The sequence below is a fragment of the Promicromonospora sp. NFX87 genome, from assembly GCF_048564965.1.
Taxonomy (GTDB): domain Bacteria; phylum Actinomycetota; class Actinomycetes; order Actinomycetales; family Cellulomonadaceae; genus Promicromonospora.
The window spans coordinates 4,489,753-4,514,238 of sequence record NZ_CP183413.1 but is presented as its reverse complement, the minus strand read 5'-3'; the positions used below and the strand labels follow the sequence as shown (position 1 = coordinate 4,514,238).

Here is a 24,486-nt window from a genome sequence, read left to right as displayed (position 1 = left end):
GTCGCTCCGACAGCGACTCGGGGGCTCACCGTATCCGCCTCTTGAAACAGATCTGGAGAGAACGCATGACGATCGCTCTGTACAACACTCTGACGAGGCGCGTCGAGCTGCTTGAGCCGATGACGCCCGGTGTCGTGCGGATGTTCGTCTGTGGACCCACCGTGTACGACCTGGCGCATGTCGGGCACGCGAAGACGTATACCCAGTTCGACTTCCTCGCCCGCTACCTTCGGGCGCGCGGCCTCGAAGTGACGTACGCGCAGAACATCACCGACATCGACGACAAGATCATCCGACGAGCCGCCGAGTCGGGCCGCGATCCGGGCGACCTTGCAGCTGAGTTCGAGGACGCCTATCGGCAGGACATGGCCGCGCTCGGGAACAGGAGCGTGGACGTCTACGCCCGCGCCCTCGATCACATCGATCAGATCGTCGCCCAGGTCCAAGCGCTCGTCGCTCGCGGGCACGCCTACCAGCTGGACGACGGTTGGTACTTCGACCTGTCGACATTCTCCGGGTACGGAAAGCTGTCCGGACGGACCGAGGTCGCCGAGGAGGACTCCGTCGCCCGGATCGACGAGAATGATGCCAAGCGCAACCGTGGCGACTTCGCGCTCTGGAAGGCGCGCAAGCCTGGCGAGCCCTTCTGGGACACGCCGCTCGGCCCGGGCCGTCCCGGCTGGCACATCGAGGACACCGCGATCACCGAAGCCCTGTTCGGTCCCCAGTACGACCTGCACGGCGGTGCGGTCGACCTGATCTTTCCGCACCACGAGGCGGAGATCGCTCAGATGGAAGCGGCCTCGGGCAAGGAACCGCTCGTACGCCACTGGGTACACACCGGCCTGCTTCGGGTCGACGGCGCGAAGATGTCCAAGAGCTCGGGCAACTTCCTCACGGTCCGTGACGCACTTGCCATGGCCGACTACCGGACGCTGCGGTACGCCTTCCTGTCCCAGCACTACCGCTCGTCGATGGAGCTCTCGGCCACTGCGCTGGAGCAGGCACGCAGCGCGCGCCGCAGGGTGGAGAACTTCGCTCGCAAGGTCGACCATTCCGTCGACGAGCCCGGGGGGAGTGGTCGACGCCGCGGAGGCCACCTGGGCGGCCATGATCGAACGTCTTGACGACGACCTCGACAGCCCTGCGGCCCTGGCTGCGCTGTTCGAGTACATCCGCGAACAGAACCGCAGTCCTGTCCCGCCCGGACCATCTGCGGCGCGCCTTCTTGAGCGCGTGAACGACGTGTTCGACACCTTTGACCTGGAGACCCGCGCCGTCGACGACTCCGAGATCGAAGCTGCGCTCGCCCGTCGCACAGAGCTCCGAAAGGCACGCGACTTCGCCGGCGCAGACCAGATCCGCGAAGCACTCACCGGCAAGGGAATCGTGATCGAGGACACCGCCGACGGCACCCGCTGGTGGCCGGCCGACGTCGCCTCCGGGGGGCTGACCCGACCTCGAGGAACGGTCGGCGTCGGGCTGGATGTGCGCGGCGGCGGACGAGGTCGTGGCCTCGCCCGCCGCCGCGCACGGCGTCAGGCAGACATCACGAGGTCGTGATCGTCCAGACCTGGTTGGTGCTGCCGGTGTTGCAGGTGATCTGCTTCAGGCGGGCGCTGTTGGCGGTGGATGCGCCCGGGACCTCGATGCACTTGCCCGAGTTCCGGTTCTTGAACTGGTGGTCGCTGCCCACGCTGATGCGCTCCCACTGCTGGTTGGTGCCGGCGTTGCAGGTGTACTGCGTGATGCCGGCGCCGTCGGCCGTGGATCCGCCCGGGACCTCGATGCACTTACCGGAGTGCTGGGCGACGAGGTTGTAGTACCCGTTGCCGAGGTCGTTCAGCGCGATGCGCTGGTTCGTCCCCGTGCCGCAGGTGTACTGGGCGACCTCGGCCGAGTTCGACATCGAGGCGGCGACGACGTCCATGCACTTGCCGGAGTGCTTGGCGGCGACCGTGCCGACGCGGGACCCGGAGCCGGTGCCCCCGCTGGGGTTCACGGCGTCGCCCATGGCATACCGGTACTGGTTGGCGCCCGAGTAGTTGCGGATCGTCATGTCGAGCGCCGTGCCGCTGCCGCTCTTGACGTACATGGAGTACCAGTCGTAGCCGATGTTGCCCTGCTTGCCGCCGGCGGCAGGCCAGTACGTGCCTCCCATGGAGTTGTCGCGCACGACCTGGGCGACCGCGCGCAGGTACCGGACCATGTTGTGGGTGCTGCCGCTGTCGTTGTAGTTCAGGCCGCTGTTCATCGCGGAGCCGAACTCGGTCACGACGGCGCGCGACGCGCAGTTCCCCAGGCGGGTCGTGATGTGCGACCGCCAGGCGTCGTAGGTCATCGCGCCGTACATGAACGTGTACGTGTGGAACGACAGCAGGGTGTTGTTGAAGCGCGAGTCGTTGCAGACGTCGCGCAGGTCCTGGCTGAAGCCGGTGCCGCCGATCAGAACGCGGCCGTGGGGTGCGTTGCTGTGCGAGCTGAGCCAGGCTGCGGCCGTGTTGCGCCACTCGGACGACGAGTAGCCGTGCGGCTCGTTCATCGGCTCGAAGTAGACGAGGCCGTTCGAGGCGTACTGCGACAGGACCGTGTTCCACATGGAGTTCCAGGCACCGGTGTTGGTGACCCTGCCGCCGGAGGCGGCGCCGTCCTCCCAGTACGCGAGGATGACCTTCCACCCGCGGGCCGTGGCCGCGTCGATCGTGCCGCGGTAGGCACCCCACCAGGCGGTGCCGACCGTGTGGGTGTTGACGGGCAGGCGGACGGTGTTGACGCCGAGCGTCGACCCCATGTCGTCGTAGAGCGCGTTGGCCTTGGCCCGCACGGTGTCGTAGCTGTCCGACGACGAGAGCCCGTCGAGCACCAGCGGGCTCGTCGAGAAGTTGTCACCGGCGACCGCCCAGTTCATGCCGCGGAACTGGGACGTAGCCGCGGTGGCGGGGGCGCTGCCCACGACGGCGGTGAACGGCAGGAGGGTAAGGGCCAGCAGCGCGGCGGCCAGGCGAGCCCGGGGCCGTCTGGGGCGTGGGGAGGTTCTACGGAGTGTCGTCACGGTTCAACCCATCTCGCGCTTCGTTGCGCGTGTTCGTCGGTGAACTAGCAGAGGGCTTCGATACTGATCGTTTCCGAGGTCAGCATCGCCGTAAGAGTCCCACCCGAACAGTAGGTGGTCAAGAGTGGGTTGTAAACGATCAGAAACGATCACGCACGGGGTCTCCGCCGTAGCCAGTACCACCCGATGACGACGCACACGAGACCGTTGAGCACCCCGACGACGACGTCGCTCGGATAATGCATTCCTCGGTACAACCGGGAGTAGACGACGAGCAGGGGCAGCACGAACAGCACGACGGTCACGATCACGCGGAGCCACGTGCGCTCGATGCGCTGGGCCATCAGCGCCAGCGACAGGTAGAGCGCTATCGAGGCGCCGGAGTGGCCGCTCGGGAAGCTCGACGTCGGTGGTGCGTGGTCGAGCTGCTCGACGTCGGGGCGTTCGGCGCTCACGACGACCGCCGCCAGCATGAAGACCGCTGCCTGGACGGCGACCGCGATCGCCGGGACCGCCGCGTACCACCACTGTCCGGTTCGCCACCAGACGACGCCGGACACGACGAGGCAGATCCCGATGATCGTCTCGGTGGTCCCCATCACGCCCCATATCTCCGTGAGGGTGTTGAGGGTCGCCGTGCGCTGCTCGACGAACCACTCGTTGACTGCGTTCTCGCGCTCCTTGAGGCCTGCCAATGGGCCGGCGAGAAGGAGACCGAGGCCGACGACGATCACCCACCACACCGCTGCTGGGATTCCTACGCGGAGGCCGAGGTCGCGTCGCGCCTCGCTCCCGCTGGGTGCTGAGGTGTCGTGCGCCCACCGCTCGAGGTCGACCATCAGGACGCCGTGCCGGGCTCGGGGAGGGGCGTTGGCCAGTGCTTGTAGGCGAGGTATGACGCCAGCACGAAGCCGACCCCGAAGAGGATGCCGGCTACCACGTCGGAGGGGTAGTGGACGCCGAGCATGACTCGGTCGACTGCCGTGGCGACTGTGAGCACGGCCGCGCTGGCTACTGCCGTGACCCGCATTGCCCGTGATCTGAGTGACGGCCACACGAGGACCACCAGCGCCGTCGTCATGGCCGCGGTGTTCGCGGCGTGCCCTGACGGGAACGAGTAGCCGGCGGCGCTCTCCACGGGCTGGTCCAGGACGGGCCGGGCGCGTCGGACGACCTCCTTCAGCAGGTTGGACAGTCCCCAGGCGGTGAGGATCGTCGAGAGGGCCCACCACGTGCGCGTGGCGTTGCCGGTGCGCCACCAGTAGGCGAGGCCGATCGCGGCGACGGGTATCAATAGGTGGATTGCTAGGAACGCCCACTGCCAGAGGATGAGCGCGCGGAGCAGGTCGGGGTGTTGGGCGGCGATCGCTACGCCGTCGGTTACGGCGCGCTCGTCGAGCTGGACTAGCGGCGGCCACTGTTCGCGCACGAGGAGCGCGATGACGATGAGGGCGACGCCGGTCGCGACGCCGGTCAGCGCGGCGCGTAGGAGGCGGCGGGCGCGGCTTGCGGGCGCTCGCGGTGGTGTGGCGGTCTGCGGGTCGCGGCCGGGACTACTTCGGTGCAAAACGGGCCTCATGACGACACGTTGCCACAGGGCGGCGCCACTGGCCCGTCGTTACGCGTGCCGTGACTTGGCCGCCACCGGCGCTGACTGGCTGGGGCGGGTGCGGTTGGCGGGGAACCAGTAGTTTCCCTAACGATGGACGACGATGGCTTCCAAGAGGCGACCTACCGGCTGGCGCACGTCGACGGCGGCGCGCTCCACTTTGCCAAGGTGACGGTTGCGGTCAGTACGACGACGCACGCCGCTACCGTCGTGCCGGGAACGGCTCCGTTCGCCTGGCGCAAGAGCGCCTATGGTCCTTACGCCTATGCGCTGGATACCGACGTAGACCATCTCGCCGAGGCGCTCGACGGCGCCCGGCTGGCTCTGCGCGTTGTCTCTCGTGACGTGCTTGCAGTCGTGACGGAGATCTGCACCAACGTTGACACATGGCCGGGGGACGTCCGCTACGCCGCAGGGCACGCGCTCTGGCGGGCTGTCGGCGTGGATCGCCCAGCACTGTGTGTGGTTCGGAAGGGACTGCTTGTGTTTCCCGACGACGTCTCGTGACGCCGAGGCACCGCAGCGGCCAGCCAGATCAGAAACGCTCCCTGGCCTCGGCCTTCGCACCTGACCAGGCGACGGGAATGGAAGTTAGGGCCGGGCCAGTCCCGCCATGCTTGCTTCGGCACGGCCGCTAGTTGTTGCCCACGCAGGGCTCAGTCCGGTGGACGGTTCAACGCTAGGTTGGCGGCCGTGCGCGACGTACCAGCAAAGGTCGTCCCGCCCGTCGATGAGCTCGACTTGTCCGGTGTTCTGGTTCGAACGGACTACACCAACGATGGCCGCTTCCAGGAGGTCCTTACCGAAGCTCGCCGACCAGTTGGGCCGAACTCGGACGGGGCAAGCCTCCTGGTCGTGGAGGACCAGCGATTGGCTGGAACCACCCCTGCGGAAATCGCGGAAATGGTCGAGGTGGAGGATTTCGCCTTCGTCGTGGACGCGCGATCAATGCTCGACAGCACTCTCCTGGTCGTGGATCTGCTCAGCGATTCCGACACCCACCTGGCCATGTTCAGAGCTGTCCCTGAGACTGTCTACGCGATCGAGGCGAGCCTTGTCTTGGCGAACCTCGACTTCATCGATCTCTTGGAGTCCGTGGGCTCCGATGGGGTCTTCCGTGAGACGTTCCGCTAGGGCCGGTAGCGAGGCCGCCGGCAGCCAGGCGCCGAGCCGATTCGACCAAATCACCCGCGGTACAGGGGTCAAGAACCAGTCCTGAAGCGAACAATCAGAACATGGTTGCTCGCAGGAAACAGCTCGCAATCACGGCCGCAACCGCATTAGTGCTCACCTTGGGCCGCGGGCCGCGGGCCGGGTGGCGCGGTCTGGGGGAGGCCGGACTCCGGCTGAGCTTGACGGAGCGAGGGGAAGCGTCCGCGCGGGAGGCTGATGGTCGGTAGAGCTGTCGCTGGCTCTGCTGTTCATGCGCCTCGGACGTTCCTGGCAGGATGCATTCGCGTGAGGACCCCACCCCCGCCGTCGGACATCACTGCCATCTTTCCCGAACTGCGCGGGTACGAGCGCACGGCGACGATGCTGCATCCACGCCCGGGTCAGCCCGAAGTGCGTGAGTCATCCGTCGGAGGTCCGCTGCTGTGGCCGGCCGACGAGCCGTGGCCGACGGCCCACCAGCCTGGTGGAGGGACGATCCCTCTGGTCGCGGTGCTCCAGCTCTGGGTGCGTGACTTTCCGGACCTGCCGCACCCGGACGGTGTGGACGTCCTGCAGATCCTGTGGTGCCCGGACGACAGCGTCGACGCATTCGAGATGGATCACTTCCGCACCGCACCGCCTGACGAAGAGTTCATGGTCGTATGGCGCCGCTCGGGCGACGTCGACGACGTCCTGACCGACGTGCCGCACCCCGGTGAGGACCAGATCTTCCTGGACGGCTACGTTCCGGTCCCGTGTGTACTCGCTGCGGAGCAAGTCACCGAGTTCCCTCCTGCATGGGTACTCGGACGAGCCTTCCATGACCAGGTCACGCGACGTGATGACGAGCTGGGAACCAGCTACGACTCGGTGCGGTCATTCGCCGACGGGTCCAAGGTCGGCGGATGGCCGGCAGACAGCAATATCGGGGGCCCGTACTTCAGCGCCTTTACGTGCGCCTGCGGTAATCCTCTGAGCACGTTTCTCAGCCTGGCCAGCACCGAGGTGACCCATACCCATCGGACGACCACAACGACCTACCTGGCGCCGCCGGCCGACGAACCGCGCGGCCCCGAGTGTGGCGAGCCGACTGGGCTGGTCCTCGGTAATTGGACCAACCTGCAGCTCTTCTACTGTGCCGTTTCCTGGGACCACCCGGTCCAGCGCTTCGTCATGTAGTGGCACCGGAATGCAGTGACGGCGTGGCCAAGAAGAGCCGGCCCCGTGGCCACGGGGCTGCTGCACAGATCGGCGACAGGGGGAGGGCCGGCGCACAGTGGAGGATCAGCCGATCCTGCGATGCGCCGTCGATCGTATGCGCCCGTGGCCTGCGAGAACCGCCATCCTGGCCCGGAACGGTTGTGGTCCAGAATGGGCGGCGATGACATCGCGTAACCCATCCGCCCGGCAGCGTCTCTACGAGGCTGCGACACGCTGGTCCTTCGATCGAGGTGTCGACAATGCGTTTCTGGTCGACGCCGCCACAGACGCCCTCGTTTCGGGCGTCGACTCGCCCGCCCTTCGCGAGCTCGCCGGGGCCACGGGGCACGTGGATACCGAGGATCTGCGTGTGCTGCTCGATTCTGCTTTGCGAGAGCTGATGCTGCCGCGCCCAGGTGGGATTGCGCTCTCGGATGTCGTGGCGGACGACGGCACGGTGGTTCCGCGCACGTCTGCCGAGACGATCCGGTTCGAGGTAGTGGCAGCCGACGTGCATGACGACTTCCAGGTGCTGGTCTTCGTCGACGATGTGGAGATGACGAGCCGTGCCGCGGGTGCCGGCATGGGGCCGGACAGCTTGTTCGTTCCGGAGAACCGGCTGGTCGCGTCCACCGAACCACGTGTCGTGCCGATCGCTCGCTGCGAGTGTGGCGAGTACGGATGCGGAGTCACTGATGTCCGGATCCTGCGTCAGGGCAACGCCGTGCACTGGGACTGGCTGCATGAGACGCCCATGGACCACGGCGTGACGTTCCGTGCCGACCAGTACGACGCCGCCGTCGCCCGGGTCGCTGCCGACCACTCCTGGGAACGCCCGCAGGACACCGCCCAGCGCCAGATCCTGACCAGCGTCGACGAGGAACGGCTGCGAGCCGAGGGCCTGATGCTGCGATCTTCTTATCTCGTTCACGACGACCCATCGACCTACCTGGTCGCGCTGGAGACCGTCGACAACGTCTACCAAGTGTTCTTGCACTTTCCGCTGGACGGACGAGAGCCGACGGCGATCGTCCCCGACGCGCTTCGGGTACTGGGTGAGCCGCCAGCGAGCTGGTCCGCGCAGTTCCACGCGATACCGGCCGCGGTCAAGGAGCGACCTGCCATCGCCGGCCGGCGTTGGACGAGGGCGGACCTCGGCTGGCCACGACGGAGGACATGATCGAAGGGAACGCGAGCGGCCTGTACGGGCTCACTGGGAAGGACAAGGCGCGCGTAGGGAAGTTCGTCAAGGCCGCCGGTTCGGAAAGGGCGGCCTCCAGAATGCACGAAGCCCAGGTTAGAAACAGTCTCTAACCTGGGCTTCCGCACTCCGAGCGGGCGACGGGAATCGAACCCACGTAATTAGTTTGGAAGCCTTGCCGGGTGGCGATCGGGTGATGCGGGCCAACCGGCCGAAAATGGCTGCTGACCTGGCCTTATTGTAATGCTGGAGTGGGCTCGTGTGGGGCTGGGACTGGCCCTTATTGGCCCTAACTAGGGCCAGATTGGCGGAAGTTAGGGCCAATAAGGGCCAGCCTCGCGAGCCTCCCTCGACGGCGGGCAGGGACGTCGGCTGAAGGCACTGAGCCAAGGGGTTCGTCCCTGCCGGACGGTCCGTCCTGCTCGTCGATGCGGTTCTGGGGTGCGTGTCGCTTTGGAGAGCCGTCAGTCGTAGTCCCAAGGAAAGTCCGCGTGCCACCAGCGGTAGTAATGGTCGAGCTGGACTGGGAACTTGGCAAGGATGCGGCGGTCGAGTTCGTGAACGAGGTTTCTCAGCTCACGTGCGGGGCGGCGTGGCAGGCCACGCATCGCTTGCTCAAGGGTGTCGCGATCGTCGAGCGGGCTGCCGCAGCACTCCCTGATTCCGCAGCCGTATCCGTACCTGCCCCACGGCCTGTGGGTGCGGGCTTCGCGGTCCCAGTTCTGAAGAGCGCCGAAGACTTCACCGGTGAAGGTCTCGGCGAGTGTTATGGCCGCTTGGGTCGAACCCGACAGACGTCCGTCCTTGGTGGATTGCCAACGAAACGCGGTCGGTCGGTACTTGCGGAGCCGGCGTGCGGCGTGCCGCCGCACTTGAACAGGGCGCCTACGCGGCATGTCCCTTCGTGGTAGTCATGGCGCAGATCCTAGCCGGACCGATTCCTGTTTCGGTGTCCCTGGTCGGTGGCCTCAAAGATCGACGTGGACGGCGGACCGGTCGCCCGTCACACTGCACACGTGAGCACTCCCGTCGATGCCCCCGTCGTAATCCAGGATCAAAGATGAGTTTTGACCTGACGATCCTCGCGACGACGCCTGGCACCTCCGACGACGAGATTCGTGCCCAGGCACTGCGATGCGCCGCCGGGCAGGACCATCCGGAGGGCGACCTCGACGCGCGCATCGTCGCGTTCTACGAGGTGCTCTGCGGCGTGCATCCGGATAACGGCCCGGCGTCACGCAGCGAGACGACTCCCTGGGCGTCATCACCGCTGGACACTGGAATCGACCACGTGACCACCAACCTGCGACACGGCCGCGCCGGCGACGTCATCGACACGATCTTCGAGCTGGCCGCCCTCCATGGACTTGTGGTCTTCGATCCGCAGGACGGAACAGTCAGCCGTCCGCACCAGCCAGGCAGCACAACTCACAGGATCGCGACGCCATGACCTCCGTCGTCGTCCCCGACCACGGCCAAAGCCTCCAGCACGGGCCACCGATCGATGGCTGGGGCTGGCATCATCAACGCCGTGAGCCCCATCGCCGACCTCGCCATCAGGATCCTGCACCGATCCCGGCTCGACCTCGGCCCCGGGCTGACCAGCGACCAGATCGCCGACATCCAAGCCACCTACGGCTTAACGTTCAACCGCGACCACATAGACGTCCTGCGGAACGTTACCCCCGAGGGCTGGATCGACTGGACCGGTGACGAGCAGACCATCCGTGACAGCCTTGCATGGCCGATCGAAGGTGTCCTGTACGACGTCGAGCGCGCCTTCTGGATGCCGGCCTGGGGCGAACGACCGGCGACCAAGGCCGCTGCGATCGAGGTCGCTCGGCACCACCTGACCACGGTGCCGCAACTCGTGCCGATCTACGGCCACCGCTACATCCCAGCAGGACCGGAGCCCAGTGGCGCGCCTGTGTTCTCTGCCTATCAGACCGACGTCATTTACTACGGAACTGATCTCGCCAGCTACTGCGCCTACGAGTTTCTCGGTGAGACGACGGGCCGCACCCACCACCGCCGAATCGCGTTCTGGTCTGACCTCGTCGGCGGGGTGGGCGGCATCGAATTCTGGTGATCGTGGGGCAATCCCAGACCGCTGTAAGCGGGAGTGGACCGCGGGGGAGAGCCCGGCACCGCGTCGGACGTTCCAGAGCTTGCCGCCCGAGATAGGCGCATAGCGCCAGAGCAATGATGCCGTCATCCCCTGGGGAGGGCGGACTCTTCGCATGCACCGGGGAGATTGCTCGGGCCCTGCGGAGGACCCCGCCGCCACGTTCCTGACGTACGTGGTAGCACGGACACGGCCGACGAACTGCTGCGGATACGGACGAGCACGCGACGACGCACACCGCGTGACACGGCAGCGCGACTGACGGGACTGCGCGGCTTGGGCAATCGAGCGGATGGACAACGGGTCCCGCAGACCGCCCGACGAAGGCCACACACCTAATGCACAAGCTGTGAGCGGTTCCGTCCGTACGAAACATCTGGGGTGGGCAAATGAGCGTCGACGCGAGTTCTGCCGGGCTGGGGGACGACGAGTCTCGCGCGCCCACCGGACAGCGGTCCGCCGGCTATCGCGTGGGGACCTCCGGCGTGTGTCCTCGATGCGGGAACCAGGTCACGGTGAGGACGACGGGGAGGCCAGCTAGATGGTGCTCGCCGCGGTGTCGGCGTGCTGCGTACGAGGAACGCCGGGCCGCAGCCGCCGGGGCCATCGCCATGGACGTCGTGGAAACCGTCACGACGACCGAACACGCGCTCGATGAGTGCGTTAGGCGGGTGCAGGCATCTCCCGTCGCGGCACGCAAAGTACTGACCCACGTGACCAAACTGCTGGCAGAGGGTGGCCTACGTGACCCGAAGTGGGCATCGACGGTGGACTCTGCGGTAGTCCTAGCGCGTACGGTCGGAACCGGGAGTCGGACTTCCGCCCGCTTCCCGCCGCGGGGATACGTCAAGCCGCTTTGGTAGAGAGCCTCATGCGCGATCCGGCGCGTCGGCACGGTGTTCGAGACCGGGACGGCACACCGTGCGTCACCTCCATGCAACAGTCCCAAACCTGTTCAGGGTGCACGCGAGAGAAGGACCACGAAGCTACTCGGCCCAAACGGCCAGGTCGGGGCACCCCGCAAAGCGGAGGAACTTGACTGGTCAGGGTCACCTGGCCGTAGTGCTCTGCGAGGGCACGACTCATCGTGCGAGCTACGGGCGTCGACTTACGGATGACAACCACTTCACCCGCGCTTCAACGGCCGGTCAGCACCAAAACCTGGCACCCTGGTGGTTCAGGCCTCGGAGGCAATGCCATGGATATTTCCACAACCATCTATTGCAGGCGCACGGCGAACCGTTGGCCCGCCCTAAGCTGTGCAGCATTCGAAAGCGGGGTTGGCCGCCCGGCGCCATCAATGAATAATAATCAAAATGCCTCGGTCACCTAACTTCGACTCAAAACTTCGCAGATTTGGAGAGTCATGGATAAACAACACATCTTCTTTGGCTATGCAGCAGATATTCCACATGTGCGTGAGTCGCTGCAACTGGTTGCCGCCAGGTTGGGTGACCACCCGAGTGTCGCCCAGTCGATAACCTGGGAAGATCTGCTGGTCGATGGCAAGCTGATTATCTCCGACATAATCGACGCAATCGACAGTGCTACTATTTGCGTCTTTGACATCACCGACCTGAATCCAAACGTGCTTTTTGAGCTTGGTATCGCCACCGCTCGTGGCAAGCAGATAATCATCACGCGAGACGCCGACAATATACTGAGCGATCGAATTTTCCGAGAATTCGGCCTTCTCACAACTGTCGGATACACCAAGTTCCTCAATTCTGGCGACTTGCTTGCGAGCATGACCGCGATCCTTGCTAGTCCGCCGAAAGCGCTTCTCGACTTCCTGCTTGGTCAGAGCATCGACTCGGAGCCGGACGTTAGACACATCGTTTACGTACCCAGCATGAAAGAGGATGAGGCGAGCCGCGCATTGTCCCGTGTGATCGACTCGCATACCGGTCTTAGTGTTAAGACTCTCGAGCTGGATGAGTATGGAACAGCGCCATTAGCGTGGCTGGTCGAGCAAATCTACAGGTCGCGAACGGCGTTGGTCCACTTGACGCCAACCGATGCGTATCTTGCAGAGACCTCAAATCGTCGGGCATCCCTTCTCGCTGGGCTTTCCGTGGGCTTTGGAAACCACACCAGAATTGCGATGAGAGACAGTGCGTCCGTCCCGCTCGACTATCGAGACCTGCGCATTACTTATCGACTTTCGAAGGATCTTGTCGCGCAAGTCTCGTCGTGGATCGAGACTCTGGATTCAGGCGCACCAGTTCCGTCTCGAACGCGCAAGCATATCGGGATCGAGCTAGCAGCTCTTCGATTCGGAAACCACGTTGCTGAAGCGGATCAAGAAGGGCTCGGCCGATACTTCGTCGAGACTCGGGACTATCTAGATGTTGTCGATGGAATCTCATCAATATTCACCGGACGTAAAGGCACGGGAAAAACGGCCAACATGCTCCAGGCCGCAGCTCGCTTGCGTAGCGATGCTCGAAACGTTGTCTGCGTAATAAAACCTGCGAGCTACGAACTCGAAGCTCTCGTAGAGGTACTAGGCCGAGTGGAAACGGCGCACATTGGCCATTACCTGGTGGAAGGAGTCTGGAAGTACCTCCTCTATGCAGAAGTTGCGGCGGAAGTGGTACGAAGTGTTCGGTCGACGCCGGCCGGGATTGCTGCTGGGTCGGCTGTTGAGCGACTTTTCATGATGCTTGAGAGCGATCATAAGGGCGTTGACGCCTCTTTCTCGGTTCGCCTTGAGAATCTCGTGTCGGGCCTAGACCTGGAATTTGGTGCTCGGATCGACGGTTCCAGTATCGAGGAAACCCGGGCGCGCATAGGGAAGACGCTATATGGTGGGCACCTAAAGAAGCTCCGCGCCGCTCTTTCGGAGGCTATTCATGGCAAGAGGCGGGTTGCTGTCCTAATCGACAATCTGGACAAGGCCTGGGAGCGCGGAGCTGATCTCCACTCACTCTCCGACTTGATATTCGGGCTGCTTACGAGTGTCGGACGCGTTTCAGACGAGTTTGCCCGCGAGTCCATCGGTGGAGGTGCGAGGTTTACTTTGACCGCATTTCTCCGGAGTGACATTTACGCATTTGTTCGCAGGGAAGCGCGAGAGCCGGACAAGATAAATTCGACTGAAATCGAATGGCGAGATCAGGAAATGCTCGCGCGCGTCCTCGAGGATCGGTTTCTGGATTCACGCGATGGCAAATCTTCGCCGTCGGACCTTTGGAATCACTATTTCGTGAGTGAGATCGCAGGCCGACCATCGAAGGATTATATCCTCAGCCATGTTCAACCGCGCCCGCGGGATCTCGTCTACTTCGCAAATGCGGCCGTGCTGCAAGCAACCAATGCCAAGCATGGGCTGATAAATCAGGAGGACATCGAGAAGGCTGAAGTTTCATACAGCCAGTTTGCATACGACGCGCTCGTCGTAGAGGGTGTTGCGGCCGGCGTGGATATGGAGAAGCTTTTGTACGCGTTCGTGGGCGAGAAATCAATCTTGGACCGCTCCGATATCGTCACAGCACTCTCCGAGGGAGGGATTGAAGCGCGCCATCACGACGAGATGATCCGAATACTCCGGCAGCATGGATTCCTCGGCATCGAGGTGGGTGCCATGCGCTTTGATTATGGCGGAACGGTTGGCGAGATGGCGAAGGCGGATGTCTTGGCCCGAAAGCTAGCTAAGGGGCTTGGGCGCGCCACGCGCTTCGAAATTCACTCGGCATATCGAAGCCATCTGGTCGTAGAGGCATAAGTGGTGGTGCGGTGGGCGTTGGCTGATGAGCTGGCGACGGTCCCGGCTAAGGCGCTTCAGTGAGCGGGCCAGAGTTGCGCCATCGTGGAGGGTCGGCCGCCGCTCGAAGCTTGATCTTCCGCGCGCGGTGCTGCCTTGCATCGCCAGCCATCGCGGTGCGCTCGGCAGGTGCCAGGAAACCGATCATCAACCCCGGTCGCGCCGGTGCTTTCTCCGAGCTGCTCGATCGGCCAGAGCCAAAGTCATAGCGATCACAAGGGACGCAACGACTCCCAGCACTTCGAAGAGCCTGCCATTCTCGTGCCCGCCGGGAATGCCCAAAGCGTTGGCGAAAAATGCAAAGGCAAAGGCAACTACCAGGAGGGCCATCGCCAGCACCTCGGTTGTCCGTTCGAGTCTTGTCCTCCCGGTGATGTGTTCAAACGAGTCCCGCGCCTTCTGACGGACGTCGCGCTCGCTGAGCAGGTTTTCCACATCGTGTTCAATGCTCGCTCCGAGCCGGTCCCGCGCCTCGCCATCCGGCATCAAGGCGTGGATCTCCAACTCCTTTTTGAGTCGGTCAAGTGTCCTCGCCTCCCCAGTGAAGCCGGGAACCTTACCCAGGATGAACACAAGTAGGGCGGTTGCAGCAGCGATCAGCGCAGTCGACACGGCACCGATGATGCCCGACAACGAATCTGGATGCGGCCGCCGCCGTGCCGCCACCTGCCAGACCGCACTGGAGTTGCCGATGACTGAGCATGACTGACGGAACCAGTACCATCCTGATTCGCCGGACCACGCATGTTTCCGCGGTAGCGGACCTCGGGGCCGTGAAGGCGAGCCGAGCGTGGAAGCGAAGTTCGAGGTCTTAGTCGTCGCCCATGTAGAGGTCGAGAAGGTGGGCGTCGAGATCGAAGTCCTCGCCGAGAGCGTCCTCGTCAACATCGAACAACTGCGACGGCAGGCCTGCCTGGGCCAGTTCTTGGCGACCAGAGAGATGGAGTCGACAGACTGCGCAAGAGAACTCGGCGGGCGCCAACTCAGCCTGCCACTCTGGGTGTGGCCCGAACGGGCTGCCATCACCGTCCACGTCCGCTTCCGCTCGGCCATCGACTCGCCCGGCGAGCCGACCGATCGAGCCGCACTCGGGACAGTCCCAGTCGATTGCCAGATGGCCGAACGCCCGCGCATCAGTGTCGAGCGACCATCTCTGTTCCTGCAGCGAGTCCGTCGCGACCTCGAAGGCTTCCGAGCCGAGCGTGTCCTCAAGTTGAGTGAGTCGCGAGCGAGCGCGGACCCTCTTGGCTGCTACACGCCCTGCGATTTCTGATTTTCCTTCGTGAAGGAGAGTCTGGACGCTTGGTGTGTGGGTGCCGAAGAACGTCTCCGTGCTAACGCCGAGGGGCTTGAGCAGGTCCATGAGCAGGGTGAGGCAGTCGAGCAGCACGAAGCGCGCTTCGGTAGTTGTTCCTGCGTGCACCGCCCCGTTGCGTACATTCACAATGCGCGTTCGGCGATCTTTGGCGACGGGAAGGTCACCGAGTACCTTCTCCAGGCGCCCGAACGCGAGCTGGAGCCCGATCGTCTTGACGTTGTTCAGGGCAAGATCAGCTTTGGTCGCGAGTGCTACGAGCGAGTTCTCATGTGGCTCGCTCAGTTGCACGAGTAGCACGGGGTTGACGCGCCACAGGACGGCTTTGCTGATTAATTCGATCGAGAGTGGCGCTGCGACCGCAACCTTCTCGTAGTCGTCGTCAGCCCAAGCGTCGAGAGCCTCACGTGCCCACTTGGTGCCAGAGGCGATCAAGCGCGTTTCGGTCTCTGACGCTAGCGGCAGTGCGTCCGTTGCGCGTGCGGATGTGGCTGGCTCCGGCTGAGGCATGGAGGACAGGATGGCACGGCAGCAATTGCGAAGACGAGTCGATTGCACCTCCCGTGTGAGGAGGTGCTGCCACTGTGACGATGTCAATCCACAAGGTCTGCGCCGGGCACCGCGACGCCTATGTGCTCAAGTCTGTCGCGAACGCCGACGGACACCGCACGCTCCGGACCAGATCACGCGGTATCTGGAGGCGGGTACGCCGCCAGGGTTCTGTCTCGGCAGGGGCGTCGCGCACCTCGGCCACGGCGAGCTCGCTCAGGGGCAGGTGGTGACCGCCGCGCAGCTCAAGCGCCTCATTGACGCTGGCCGCGACCCGGTGACGGGAGGTGCGCTGGGTCGCGGCTCCCGGACGTACAACTCCGCCGCGGAGCGAATCGAGGACGCGTCGCGACGCTCGATCCAACCCCACCGACGCCGAGCGCCGCACGGCCGCGGCCAGGATCGAGGCCGAGGAGACGAAAGCTGGACACCGCCACGCCGTCGCCGGCTTCGACCTGGCCTCAAGCGTCACGAATTCCGTCAGCGTCCTATGGGCAGTAGCCGACGCGGACACCCAGATGCTTATCGTTGAGGTCCACCACGCCGCCGTCGCTGACACATTCGCGCTCCTGGCGAAGCGCGTCGGCGCGACTCGAACTGGCCCTGGTGGGATCGAGCAGAAGGCAGTCGTTGGCGTCGCCGCCGCGGCCTACGACCGCTGGCACTCTCAGGCGAACGATCCGCAGCAGGACACCCACGTCGTCGTCTCGAACAAGGTCAAGACTGTCGACGACGGCATCTGGCGCGCCCTGGACGCGAAGCCGCTCTTCGACGCTACTCGCGATATCCGCCCACTACGACGCCACGCTCCGTGATCGACTCACCGGCACGTTCGGACTTGCCTGGGAACAGCGCGACCGCCCCGCGGACGGGACGCCCCAGCGGGAGTCACCGCGGTCCGCGACAGCCACTCGGTGCCTTGTCCAGCGGCCGGGCGCCCGGACGACGCGTCGGTGGGTGGCGACTGACGAAGAGCAAACTCTGGGCGAGCCAGGCCCGATCAGCCGGGCAGGATCTACCAGAGGACGAATGACGCCAGCGGATACGCTGATTAGGAGACCAGAAGCTCTCCAGCGCCGCCACGACAGTCGAGAGGATTTCATGAACAAGGAGCGCCCCGATGAGCGCGAGGCGATGCGCATCGTTGAGAACGTTCTGGGCGTCGCACTTGAGCACGCCGACACGCATGGCGGCGTTGACTACCTCTCGGGCGACGGACGTCATGCGGTGGAGGTCACTCGGGTGACGGACGGCCGCAGACGCGCCGGTCGCGTTGCACTAGACAAGTCGCGTGAGGCGGACGAGCCGGCAGGTGAGCTCCGGACCTGCTGGCTCACGTTCGCCCCCGATACGCAGCCGGGCCTCAGGACCTTTGTGCAGCGTGTCCATCCGGTCCTGGTGGAGCTTGAGCAGGCCGGTGAGACCTCTTTCGAGCGTCAGCGTGCAACGGTGCACGTCATCCAGCGAGGACCGCTGTCTCCCATCTACCGGCCACTGATCGAGGCTGGTGTTGAGAGGGCGTCCGCAATGCCCGACCACGCTCACCGACGCCACGCACACCGGGTGATCCCGACGCTCGGCAGCGGCGGGACGTCCAGCGGCAGCGATCGGGCGCTCGGCCTTCTCACAGACACGCTCGGCGAGAAGCAGGACAACCCGAAGAAACTGCTGGCATCCGGCGTCGAGCACCGGCATCTGTTCGTGTGGATCGACGCCGACACGCGATTCGACATCGCGCGTCCGCTGAGCCACGAAGCGCCGTCGTGGCACGACGGGTTCGGCCTGCCTTCGACGCCACCTGCGCTGGATCCCGCGATCACGCACCTGTGGGTAGTACACCAGGGATCGCGGATGGGCTGGTTCTGGGATGGCCAGGCCTGGCAGGGACTCCGCGATCGCACCGAGAACTCCCAGGCGTCCAGTCCGACTACCAATTGCTGAGCGGCTCCATTCCCCCACAGTTCCCCCAAGGCGCCCGGCCAACCGGTGAACCACGAGGTCAGGCCCACATGACACGCTTCAACGTCTGAGTCGGAACTCGAGCTCCGGGAGGGTCCTCAATCCGAGGATCTCCGATGGTTCCTGGGTCACATGCGTCCGAGCATGGCAAAGTTGCTAGCTCGAAGACAACCGGTGCTGAACCCAGCGCCGTGCGCCACGAACTGCAACCACCCGATGCGGACTGGGGTACTCGACAGCAAGACGGTGCCACTGGCCGTAGATGGTTGCGGCGAACGCCGTGACGGCGTCCGGGATCGCGCTGGCGTGTTGCATACCCCAGGTACCGGACACGAGTCGCTCGGCCTCGGCTGGTTCATGTCCCTCGCCGATCAGCCGGGGAACCAGCAGTGCGGCGTCGACCCAGGGCGGTCCTGTCCTGGACCATGCCCAGTCGATCAGCCGAACCTGGTCGCCGTGCACGAGCAGGTTGAGCTGGTGGATGTCGCCGTGGACCAGAGAGTCCCCGGGCAAGATGCTCGGCACCTCGTCATCGAACTGGATCAGCAGGTCCAGGTGCTGCTTCTCCCACACGTCGAGCTGGCCCGCCTGGTTGTCCGCGAGCCACCGCCATCCAGCCAGGCGCGCGTATCTCTTCCTGAGTGGCGACGCACCAGGAGCAGGGCTCGGCGTGAGTTGCTGCGCGAGGCGCGAGAGGGCATCGACCACGGTCGGGACGTCCGGCGATCCGGGCGTGAAGTCGGCGTGCTCGCCGGGCACGGTCTCGTACCCGGCGAGCAGCCATCCCTCGGTGCGCACGGTCCACAGCAGGCGCGGGGCGTCACGCACCGCGTCCCGCAGTTGGAAGTTGATCTGGATCTCGTGCTCGTGCACGGTGACCAGCCGCTCGTAGTCGGGAACGCCCTTGACGAACACCGTCCCGTCGGCCGTGTGCAGGAACGCAGCGAACGTCGAGTTACGGCCAGCCGACGGCGCCTCGGCACGGAGTACCCGTCCGCACTCCGCCTCGACGGCGTGGCGCAGTGCGGTGGGCAGTTCTTCCCATGAGCGGCGGTGCATCGTGCTCTCCTAGTGGTTGGTCACGGTGCGGTCGAGCTGGTGCATCCCTGGTGGCACTGCGAGCAGGCGACCGAGTGCGCGGTGGGCCACAGGTCGGTGTCGACGTAGAACCCGGCCTCGGCGATGGCGTTCACGGTGTACTGCATCGCCTCGTGAGCGGACGCGCCCTGGGTGGACGGGTCCTGGGGGTCGGTGGGCACGTGGTGCAGGAACCGGCCGGCGATCCGCTCGCAGAAGGCAGCGTAGTCAACCGTGTGCAGGACGAACTCGTGCCACCCCGAGTCCACGATCTCCGAAGGTGACAGCGGTCAGCCCCGGTGGGTGGCGCTGGTACCCAAGAACGCGAGGGTCTGGTCGACGACGCGGGCCGCCATGCTCAGATCGTGGTCGTGTTCCTCGGCGACCCGCTGAACGAGCCGGTGGAAGAACTCCGGGTCGACGAGCGACCGGCCCTCTCGCAGTCCGCGTGCAGTGGTGGTGGTCATGTTGCTTCCTCCTCGTTGTGCAGGGTGGTGCAGGACATGCCCGCCAGGAGCGGGCTTGTGGCTGGGCAGTGATGCAGGGTGTCTGGTGCGCCACCGAGGCGCAAGATCAGTGGCGAGCGGCTATAGGCCGCGCAGGGGAAGTTCGAACCCCGCAGGGCCGTCACCAGTGACGCTGCGCCACTGCGCGCGACGTCGGCCCTCGTCGCCACGCGGGTAAGGCAGCCCTGCCTCGAGCGCGGCGGCCTCGATCGCGCGCATCGTGACACCCGCGCCGGACGGAATCGGTGCGTGCCGCAGCCAGTGGCCGTCCTGGAGGGTCCACGCCTCACAGCGGGCCAGGTCCGATCCGATGCCGTGCCACACACGCAAGACCACAGGGCCAGGCGCGCTGGCCTCGGCAGTAGCGATCTGCGCAGCCAGCGACGACAACGAATTGTCTACGACTGGGACGAGCGAACGTAGTACTGCCAATGCGCCGCCTTCGCTGATGGTCCCTGTCGTCTCATCGGCGGCGCTGCGTACGATCGCGGCCGCGTGTCCCATCGCTACCGAGCGGGCGGCCCAGGCGAGCATGTCCAGGTCGTTGACGCCGTCCCCGACCGCCACTGTCCGGTCCGCGGGGACGCCCAGGTGGGCACGCACCACGTCGAGCGCGACGGCCTTGTTGACGCCGGGTGCTGTGATGTCGAGCCAGTCCGCTCCCTGCGGAGTAGCTGTGACTCCAGCGGCACGCAAGGTGCCGGCGTAACGTCGGATGCCTGGGGCCGTGAGCACGATGCGGGTCACCGGCTCGGTCATCAGGTCACTCAGCAGGACTGTCTTCTGCTGCCCGTTCAACTCACTGGGTTCGAATGGGCTGCTGGTGCGCCATCCCCACCCGACCTCCTCGATCGCGACGCGCACACTCGGTGCCACGTCAAGGGCGCGGTGGATCACGCGTGTGGCGTCGAACGTTCGGGTCTCGACGACGTCGTAACCTGACGGCGCGGTCCGGTCCAGGTGAATGGTCAGAGCCCCGTTGGAGCACACTGCCCAGCCATCGGTCAGGCCCAGCCGCACGGCGATTGGCAACAGTCCGGCCAGCGACCTTCCTGTGGCAAGCACGACCTCGTGCCCCGCAGCACGAACCAGGTCCAGTGCTTCCACCGTTCCGGGCGGAACCCGGGCTTCGCGGTCTACGACCGTCCCGTCGATGTCCAGGGCCACCAAGCGGCGCACCTCGGTTCGGGTATTGCTGGAGTGGGCTGTCACGGATCCGCTCTTCTTGAGTACGTGCCCCGGGCGCTCGACGATGCGCGACAGGCGGCTGGTGTCGGGTGGAGTCATCGGGGGATCCCTGCGGGCTGTCGCAGCACGGACCGGATCTGAACTTCGAGCCCGTCGACGATCCCGGTCCACAATGTGTCTCCCGGCACGAACATTCGATGGTCCAGTGGGAAGTCGCACCCGATGGCACGAGCGATCTGCTCGCCCTCTTCGAGATCCGCAGGATGAAGGCAGAGGCGGTCACTGGTGAAGGTGACCAACTCGATCCGGCTCATACCGATGTCCGCTAGCAATCGCGCCGCCAGGGCGTGCGCGCGGCCGATCGTTCCTCGGAAGTCCGCATTAGTGTTTGAGTCGAACGAGTTCAACGTGATCACCGTCCTTTCCTGCCCCGGCTGAGGGGTGCCGTGTAGCTAGTGACCACTGTTGCTGGCGCGGCGCGCCGGGGGAGGGGCACACTGGGCGGCAGACTGAGACCTGGATCGGGCAGGAGACGATCACTACACGGCACGCTTGTGAGATTTGGGGGTGGGGCAACGGTGACAACCCCCAACGAGCGTCTCCGGCGGCTCCGCATCGAGAAGGCATCCCTCGCAGATCCGGCGCGACCTATGAGCCGCGCCGAACTCGCCGAACTGGTGAACCTGCACCTCTGGCGGACGACTGGTCGCCGCGCGGCCCTTGAAGCAGACGCGATAGCCCGGTACGAACGTGGGGTTGTGAACTGGCCGAGCAAGACCTACCGCGCCGCGTTCCGTGCAGTGCTCGACGTGGCGACCGACGCCGAGCTGGGTTTCTACCCGAGCCCACGGGGACCAAAGGCACGACCAGACGCGTCGGATGACGACATGATGGGCTGGCTCCGGCGTGCATCGTCCGTCGATCAAGAGACCGTTACGACTCTGGCCGTTCGGACGGAGGAGATCCGTCTGGGTGACCGCGGGCAGTCCAGCGTCGCGACGAGCAAAGCGCTCAAGGAGCACCTGGACGTCCTGTGGTCTCTGCGCGCGTACAGCCTGGAACCGACGATGCGCGAAGCACTGGCGAGCGTCTACAGCGACACCGCATCGTTGGCCGGCTGGGTGTACCTGGACAGCGGCAACATCAAGGAAGCCTGGCGTCTACACGAGGCTGCGAAGGACGCTGGTCGCGAGAGCTCGGCCAAAGCTGATCTCGCGCACGCCACCGCGCAGCAGGCGTACGTCCTTGTTGACACGGATCAGCCGCACTATGCGCTCCGCATCGCGGAGCACGCGATCACCGTGGGCGCGACGGCGCTGTCCGGTCCAGTGCGGTCCTGGCTCCACGGCGTGGCGGGCGAAGTCGCCGCGATCGTCGGAGAGACGACGGCAAGCATGGAGCATTTCGACCGGGCCGTGGCCCTGTTGTCCGGCGACACGGGTGATCCCGACGCGCCCTACATCATGCTCGACGAATATAGCCTTGCCCGCTGGCGTGGAGCAGCCCTCGCCCGTCTCGGAGACGAAGAAGCGATCGCCGATCTCCATTTCGCCCTGAGCGGGATGGACCCCAACCACCTACGCGCGGGAGCCCAGCTCAACGTGGACCTCGCCCACTCCCTCGTCGCAGCAGGCCACAAATCTGAAGCAGTCCGGGCTCTCGACACAGCTCACGGGCTCGCTCAGCGAGCCGGGTCGGTGCGGCAAGGCCGCCGCATCAAGAATCTTCAGTCACGCCTCGGCGTCAAGGCCGGCTAGGACCGCCAGGAGGCCGACGAGAGTTCCAGAACCCAGCACTTCTCTCGTCCGGATGAGCCCTGCGATTCGTGCCAGGGGAACCCACTCGATCAGGGCTTCCTCTTCAGCGTCCGTCGGCTCGCCGATCTGCTCGGCGCCGTGGAAGACGAAGACCTCATGCGGCGTGTCAACCATCCCCGGCATCGGCTGAAAGCCCGCGACCGGACGGCCCTCGCCACGGGGCCTCCACCCGGTCTCCTCGATGGTCTCCCGGACGGCAGCAGCTTGCGTCGACTCGCCGCTTCCGACGATCCCGCCGGGCGCATCCCAGCCGATCTGACTCGTAGCGAACCGGTGACGGCGCATCAGCAGCACGTGTTCGCCGGCGTCATCCACGACGATTGCGGTGGAGACGGTCTGGAGCCGCACCACGTGGTGCCAGAACCGGTGGCCGTCGGGCGGCTCGATCTCCACCTGGACGAGCCGAACCCACGGGTTGTCGTAGAGCACCCGCTCGCCGAACACCTGCGTCAGCGGCACACCCGTCTCGTCTTCGCTCACATGGTCACTCTGACACGGCAACCCCGACAGCCAGAATGCCGTCCAGAATGCCCGCCCCTCCGAGGGCGGCTCCGGGCCAGGGTGAGTCCATGAGCACACCCAGCTCCATGGACTCCGCCAAGGCCTACGCGACGTGGATCGCGCCGCAGGCCAGCCTGGTCGTGCTGCAGCCGACGACCTTGTGCAACCTGGACTGCTCCTATTGCTACCTGCCGTTCCGCAAGAAGCGCCTCGAGATGTCGTTGGAGGTCGTAGAGGCTGTGGCGGCCTCGATTGCCTTGCAGCCGCCTGGTCACGTGACCGAGGTCTGCTGGCACGGCGGCGAACCACTGGCAATCGGACCGGAGAAGCTCACCGCTCTGATGGCGCCGTTCGATCAGTTGCGCCGTGCAGGGAGGGTGCGCCACAGCCTGCAGACGAACGCCACGCTGATCAACGATGCCTGGTGCGACCTGTTCCGGGAACGCGATGTCGCCGTCGGTGTGAGCATCGACGGGCCGGCCGACCTGAACGTCGAACGCGTCGACTGGGCTGGTAGGCCCGCGTTCGACCGGATCGTGGCCGGTATTGGGAAGCTCGTCGACCGGCAGATCAGGTTCTCCTTGATCGCGGTCGTCGGTGAAGGGATCGGCCGGGCGGAGGACCTGCTCGACTTCCTGGCTGGATTGGGCCCGACGTCGATCGGGCTCAACATCGAGGAGTTGGAGGGTGTGAACACGTCTCGGACTCAGCCCGCCCCGGAGCGGGCCCGGGCCTTCTGGGAGGCGGTGTTCACATGGTCGGCCGAGCATCCGGATGTGGAAGTCAGAGAGCTTGACCGGTTGGCGCAGTACCTACGAACCATTCGTGGTGGGGGACGCGCGTCGTGGGAGGCACACCGGTACGACCCCCTGCCGACCGTCGCGGTGAACGGTGACGTAGTGCTGCTGTCCCCAGAACTGGCCGGGATCCGCGACGAGCACTACGGCGACTTCCTTGCCGGCAACGTTCTCGCGCAGCCCATGTCCGAGATCCTGGCAGGCGCGTGGCAGCTGCCTTACGTGTCCGAGTTCCTGGATGGTCTGGCCGCGTGCCGGGAGTCCTGCGCATTCTTCGACTTCTGCCGTGGGGCGCAGGCCGGGAACCGGTACTTCGAGAACGGCCGCTTCGACTCCACCGAGACGAACTACTGCCGGGCGTCAAAGCAGGAGCTCGTGCGGGCTCTCGCTGGCATCACCAACACGACTGCCATCTCAACCAGTACTCGATCGACAGAGGAAGCGAAATGACCGCAGCGACAGAGCAAATGACCGATCTTCTTGCCGACCTGGTCGAGTCTGACCATGAGGCTGTTACCGCCCTTGTGAGTACGGGTCGCCGAGGATCTGACTGGGACAACCGGCCAGCTTGGGACAACTGGAAGAAGACGCCGGGCCCGTGGGACAACCGTCCGAGCTGGGACAACTGGAAGAAGCGGTAGCACCCGTGCCCAGCGCCCCGACCCGTTCTCG

At 65.2% G+C, this 24,486-nt stretch carries 26 protein-coding genes and 1 pseudogene; 15 read left to right on the top strand and 12 right to left on the bottom strand.

Translation table 11 applies throughout. From position 1 onward, the window contains the following. The first annotated feature begins 65 nt into the window (after nt 1-65). Both cysS and ACNYC2_RS20260 read left to right on the top strand, forming a co-directional pair. A complete protein-coding gene (gene cysS, locus ACNYC2_RS20265) occupies nt 66-1,127 on the top strand; it encodes a cysteine--tRNA ligase (protein ID WP_419703521.1) in 1,062 nt (353 codons plus the stop codon). Next, entirely contained in the window at nt 1,111-1,563 is a 453-nt protein-coding gene (locus ACNYC2_RS20260) for a CysS/YqeB C-terminal domain-containing protein (protein ID WP_419703520.1), read from the top strand. Before cysS ends, ACNYC2_RS20260 begins: the two co-directional genes overlap by 17 nt. On the opposite strand, the gene ACNYC2_RS20255 is transcribed toward ACNYC2_RS20260, so the two are convergent. The 3 genes from ACNYC2_RS20255 to ACNYC2_RS20245 form a co-directional block, all read right to left on the bottom strand. Beyond that, entirely contained in the window at nt 1,550-3,052 is a 1,503-nt protein-coding gene (locus tag ACNYC2_RS20255; RefSeq protein WP_419703519.1) for an RICIN domain-containing protein, read from the bottom strand. The genes ACNYC2_RS20260 and ACNYC2_RS20255 overlap by 14 nt on opposite strands. Nucleotides 3,053-3,201: 149 nt before the next feature. Continuing rightward, nucleotides 3,202-3,891, bottom strand: a complete 690-nt coding sequence (locus ACNYC2_RS20250) for a phosphatase PAP2 family protein (RefSeq protein WP_419703518.1) — start codon at nt 3,889-3,891, stop codon at nt 3,202-3,204. Then, nucleotides 3,891-4,631, bottom strand: a complete 741-nt coding sequence (locus tag ACNYC2_RS20245; RefSeq protein ID WP_419703517.1) for a phosphatase PAP2 family protein — start codon at nt 4,629-4,631, stop codon at nt 3,891-3,893. The genes ACNYC2_RS20250 and ACNYC2_RS20245 overlap by 1 nt, the downstream gene beginning before the upstream one ends. A gap of 123 nt (nt 4,632-4,754) precedes the next feature. Here ACNYC2_RS20245 and ACNYC2_RS20240 point away from each other — a divergent pair, with 123 nt between their 5' ends. The 4 genes from ACNYC2_RS20240 to ACNYC2_RS20225 all read left to right on the top strand — a co-directional run bounded on the left by ACNYC2_RS20240 (nt 4,755) and on the right by ACNYC2_RS20225 (nt 8,193). Beyond that, nucleotides 4,755-5,168, top strand: a complete 414-nt coding sequence (locus ACNYC2_RS20240) for a hypothetical protein (RefSeq protein ID WP_419703516.1) — start codon at nt 4,755-4,757, stop codon at nt 5,166-5,168. 186 nt (nt 5,169-5,354) lie between these two features. Continuing rightward, nucleotides 5,355-5,795: a DUF6924 domain-containing protein gene (locus tag ACNYC2_RS20235; RefSeq protein ID WP_419703515.1), complete on the top strand. Its 441-nt coding sequence runs from the start codon at nt 5,355-5,357 to the stop codon at nt 5,793-5,795. A 528-nt stretch (nt 5,796-6,323) separates the two neighbouring features. Then, the gene (locus tag ACNYC2_RS20230; RefSeq protein ID WP_419703514.1) at nt 6,324-6,992 is read left to right on the top strand and encodes a hypothetical protein; all 669 of its coding nucleotides are present in this window, start codon (nt 6,324-6,326) and stop codon (nt 6,990-6,992) included. Between the two features lie 202 nt (nt 6,993-7,194). Next, nucleotides 7,195-8,193, top strand: a complete 999-nt coding sequence (locus tag ACNYC2_RS20225; protein WP_419703513.1) for a hypothetical protein — start codon at nt 7,195-7,197, stop codon at nt 8,191-8,193. A 485-nt stretch (nt 8,194-8,678) separates the two neighbouring features. On the opposite strand, the gene ACNYC2_RS20220 is transcribed toward ACNYC2_RS20225, so the two are convergent. Beyond that, nucleotides 8,679-9,086, bottom strand: coding sequence for a hypothetical protein (locus ACNYC2_RS20220; RefSeq protein ID WP_419703512.1), 408 nt, complete (start codon nt 9,084-9,086; stop codon nt 8,679-8,681). Between the two features lie 188 nt (nt 9,087-9,274). On the opposite strand from ACNYC2_RS20220, the gene ACNYC2_RS20215 reads away from it, so the two are divergent. From ACNYC2_RS20215 to ACNYC2_RS20205, 3 genes are all read left to right on the top strand, one after another. Beyond that, nucleotides 9,275-9,664 carry a hypothetical protein gene (locus ACNYC2_RS20215; protein WP_419703511.1) on the top strand — a complete coding sequence of 130 codons (390 nt, stop codon included), beginning with the start codon at nt 9,275-9,277 and terminating at the stop codon, nt 9,662-9,664. Nucleotides 9,665-9,745: 81 nt separating this feature from the next. Next, nucleotides 9,746-10,303: a hypothetical protein gene (locus ACNYC2_RS20210; protein ID WP_419703510.1), complete on the top strand. Its 558-nt coding sequence runs from the start codon at nt 9,746-9,748 to the stop codon at nt 10,301-10,303. Between the two features lie 1,402 nt (nt 10,304-11,705). Continuing rightward, complete coding sequence (locus ACNYC2_RS20205) at nt 11,706-14,066, top strand: P-loop ATPase, Sll1717 family (protein ID WP_419703509.1); 2,361 nt, start codon at nt 11,706-11,708, stop codon at nt 14,064-14,066. Nucleotides 14,067-14,252: 186 nt separating this feature from the next. On the opposite strand, the gene ACNYC2_RS20200 is transcribed toward ACNYC2_RS20205, so the two are convergent. Together ACNYC2_RS20200 and ACNYC2_RS20195 are read right to left on the bottom strand one after the other, a co-directional pair. After that, nucleotides 14,253-14,717 (bottom strand): hypothetical protein, encoded by a 465-nt coding sequence (locus ACNYC2_RS20200; protein WP_419703508.1) that lies wholly within the window; start codon nt 14,715-14,717, stop codon nt 14,253-14,255. Nucleotides 14,718-14,916: 199 nt separating this feature from the next. Beyond that, nucleotides 14,917-15,930: a hypothetical protein gene (locus ACNYC2_RS20195; RefSeq protein WP_419703507.1), complete on the bottom strand. Its 1,014-nt coding sequence runs from the start codon at nt 15,928-15,930 to the stop codon at nt 14,917-14,919. Between ACNYC2_RS20195 and ACNYC2_RS20190 the strand changes: the two are divergent. The 3 genes and pseudogenes from ACNYC2_RS20190 to ACNYC2_RS20180 form a co-directional block, all read left to right on the top strand. Next, nucleotides 15,929-16,249 (top strand): annotated as a pseudogene (locus ACNYC2_RS20190) (hypothetical protein); the annotation flags it as partial. The gene ACNYC2_RS20195 and the pseudogene ACNYC2_RS20190 overlap by 2 nt on opposite strands. Nucleotides 16,250-16,256: 7 nt before the next feature. Further along, nucleotides 16,257-16,784: a relaxase domain-containing protein gene (locus ACNYC2_RS20185; protein WP_419703506.1), complete on the top strand. Its 528-nt coding sequence runs from the start codon at nt 16,257-16,259 to the stop codon at nt 16,782-16,784. Nucleotides 16,785-17,070: 286 nt separating this feature from the next. Continuing rightward, on the top strand, nt 17,071-17,910 hold the full coding sequence (locus ACNYC2_RS20180; RefSeq protein WP_419703505.1) for a hypothetical protein: 840 nt from the start codon (nt 17,071-17,073) through the stop codon (nt 17,908-17,910). A 174-nt stretch (nt 17,911-18,084) separates the two neighbouring features. Here ACNYC2_RS20180 and ACNYC2_RS20175 read toward each other — a convergent pair whose 3' ends face one another. The 5 genes from ACNYC2_RS20175 to ACNYC2_RS20155 all read right to left on the bottom strand — a co-directional run bounded on the left by ACNYC2_RS20175 (nt 18,085) and on the right by ACNYC2_RS20155 (nt 21,115). Next, nucleotides 18,085-18,987, bottom strand: coding sequence for a phosphotransferase (locus tag ACNYC2_RS20175; protein ID WP_419703504.1), 903 nt, complete (start codon nt 18,985-18,987; stop codon nt 18,085-18,087). Between the two features lie 20 nt (nt 18,988-19,007). Continuing rightward, nucleotides 19,008-19,274, bottom strand: a complete 267-nt coding sequence (locus ACNYC2_RS20170) for a hypothetical protein (RefSeq protein WP_419703503.1) — start codon at nt 19,272-19,274, stop codon at nt 19,008-19,010. Between the two features lie 21 nt (nt 19,275-19,295). After that, nucleotides 19,296-19,472 carry a hypothetical protein gene (locus tag ACNYC2_RS20165; protein ID WP_419703502.1) on the bottom strand — a complete coding sequence of 59 codons (177 nt, stop codon included), beginning with the start codon at nt 19,470-19,472 and terminating at the stop codon, nt 19,296-19,298. Nucleotides 19,473-19,592: 120 nt separating this feature from the next. Continuing rightward, a complete protein-coding gene (locus tag ACNYC2_RS20160; RefSeq protein ID WP_419703501.1) occupies nt 19,593-20,798 on the bottom strand; it encodes an HAD family hydrolase in 1,206 nt (401 codons plus the stop codon). Then, nucleotides 20,795-21,115, bottom strand: a complete 321-nt coding sequence (locus tag ACNYC2_RS20155; RefSeq protein ID WP_419703500.1) for a hypothetical protein — start codon at nt 21,113-21,115, stop codon at nt 20,795-20,797. Before ACNYC2_RS20155 ends, ACNYC2_RS20160 begins: the two co-directional genes overlap by 4 nt. Nucleotides 21,116-21,277: 162 nt before the next feature. Here ACNYC2_RS20155 and ACNYC2_RS20150 point away from each other — a divergent pair, with 162 nt between their 5' ends. Continuing rightward, nucleotides 21,278-22,456 (top strand): hypothetical protein, encoded by a 1,179-nt coding sequence (locus ACNYC2_RS20150; protein WP_419703499.1) that lies wholly within the window; start codon nt 21,278-21,280, stop codon nt 22,454-22,456. Here ACNYC2_RS20150 and ACNYC2_RS20145 read toward each other — a convergent pair. Further along, nucleotides 22,430-22,975, bottom strand: a complete 546-nt coding sequence (locus ACNYC2_RS20145; RefSeq protein ID WP_419703498.1) for an NUDIX hydrolase — start codon at nt 22,973-22,975, stop codon at nt 22,430-22,432. The two genes, ACNYC2_RS20150 and ACNYC2_RS20145, sit on opposite strands and share 27 nt — an antisense overlap. A gap of 110 nt (nt 22,976-23,085) precedes the next feature. Between ACNYC2_RS20145 and amcB the strand changes: the two genes are divergently transcribed. Both amcB and amcA read left to right on the top strand, forming a co-directional pair. Beyond that, a complete protein-coding gene (gene amcB, locus ACNYC2_RS20140) occupies nt 23,086-24,264 on the top strand; it encodes a cyclophane-forming radical SAM peptide maturase AmcB (RefSeq protein WP_419703497.1) in 1,179 nt (392 codons plus the stop codon). After that, on the top strand, nt 24,261-24,455 hold the full coding sequence (gene amcA, locus ACNYC2_RS20135) for a multiple cyclophane-containing RiPP AmcA (protein WP_419703496.1): 195 nt from the start codon (nt 24,261-24,263) through the stop codon (nt 24,453-24,455). The genes amcB and amcA overlap by 4 nt, the downstream gene beginning before the upstream one ends. Nucleotides 24,456-24,486: the final 31 nt, after the last annotated feature.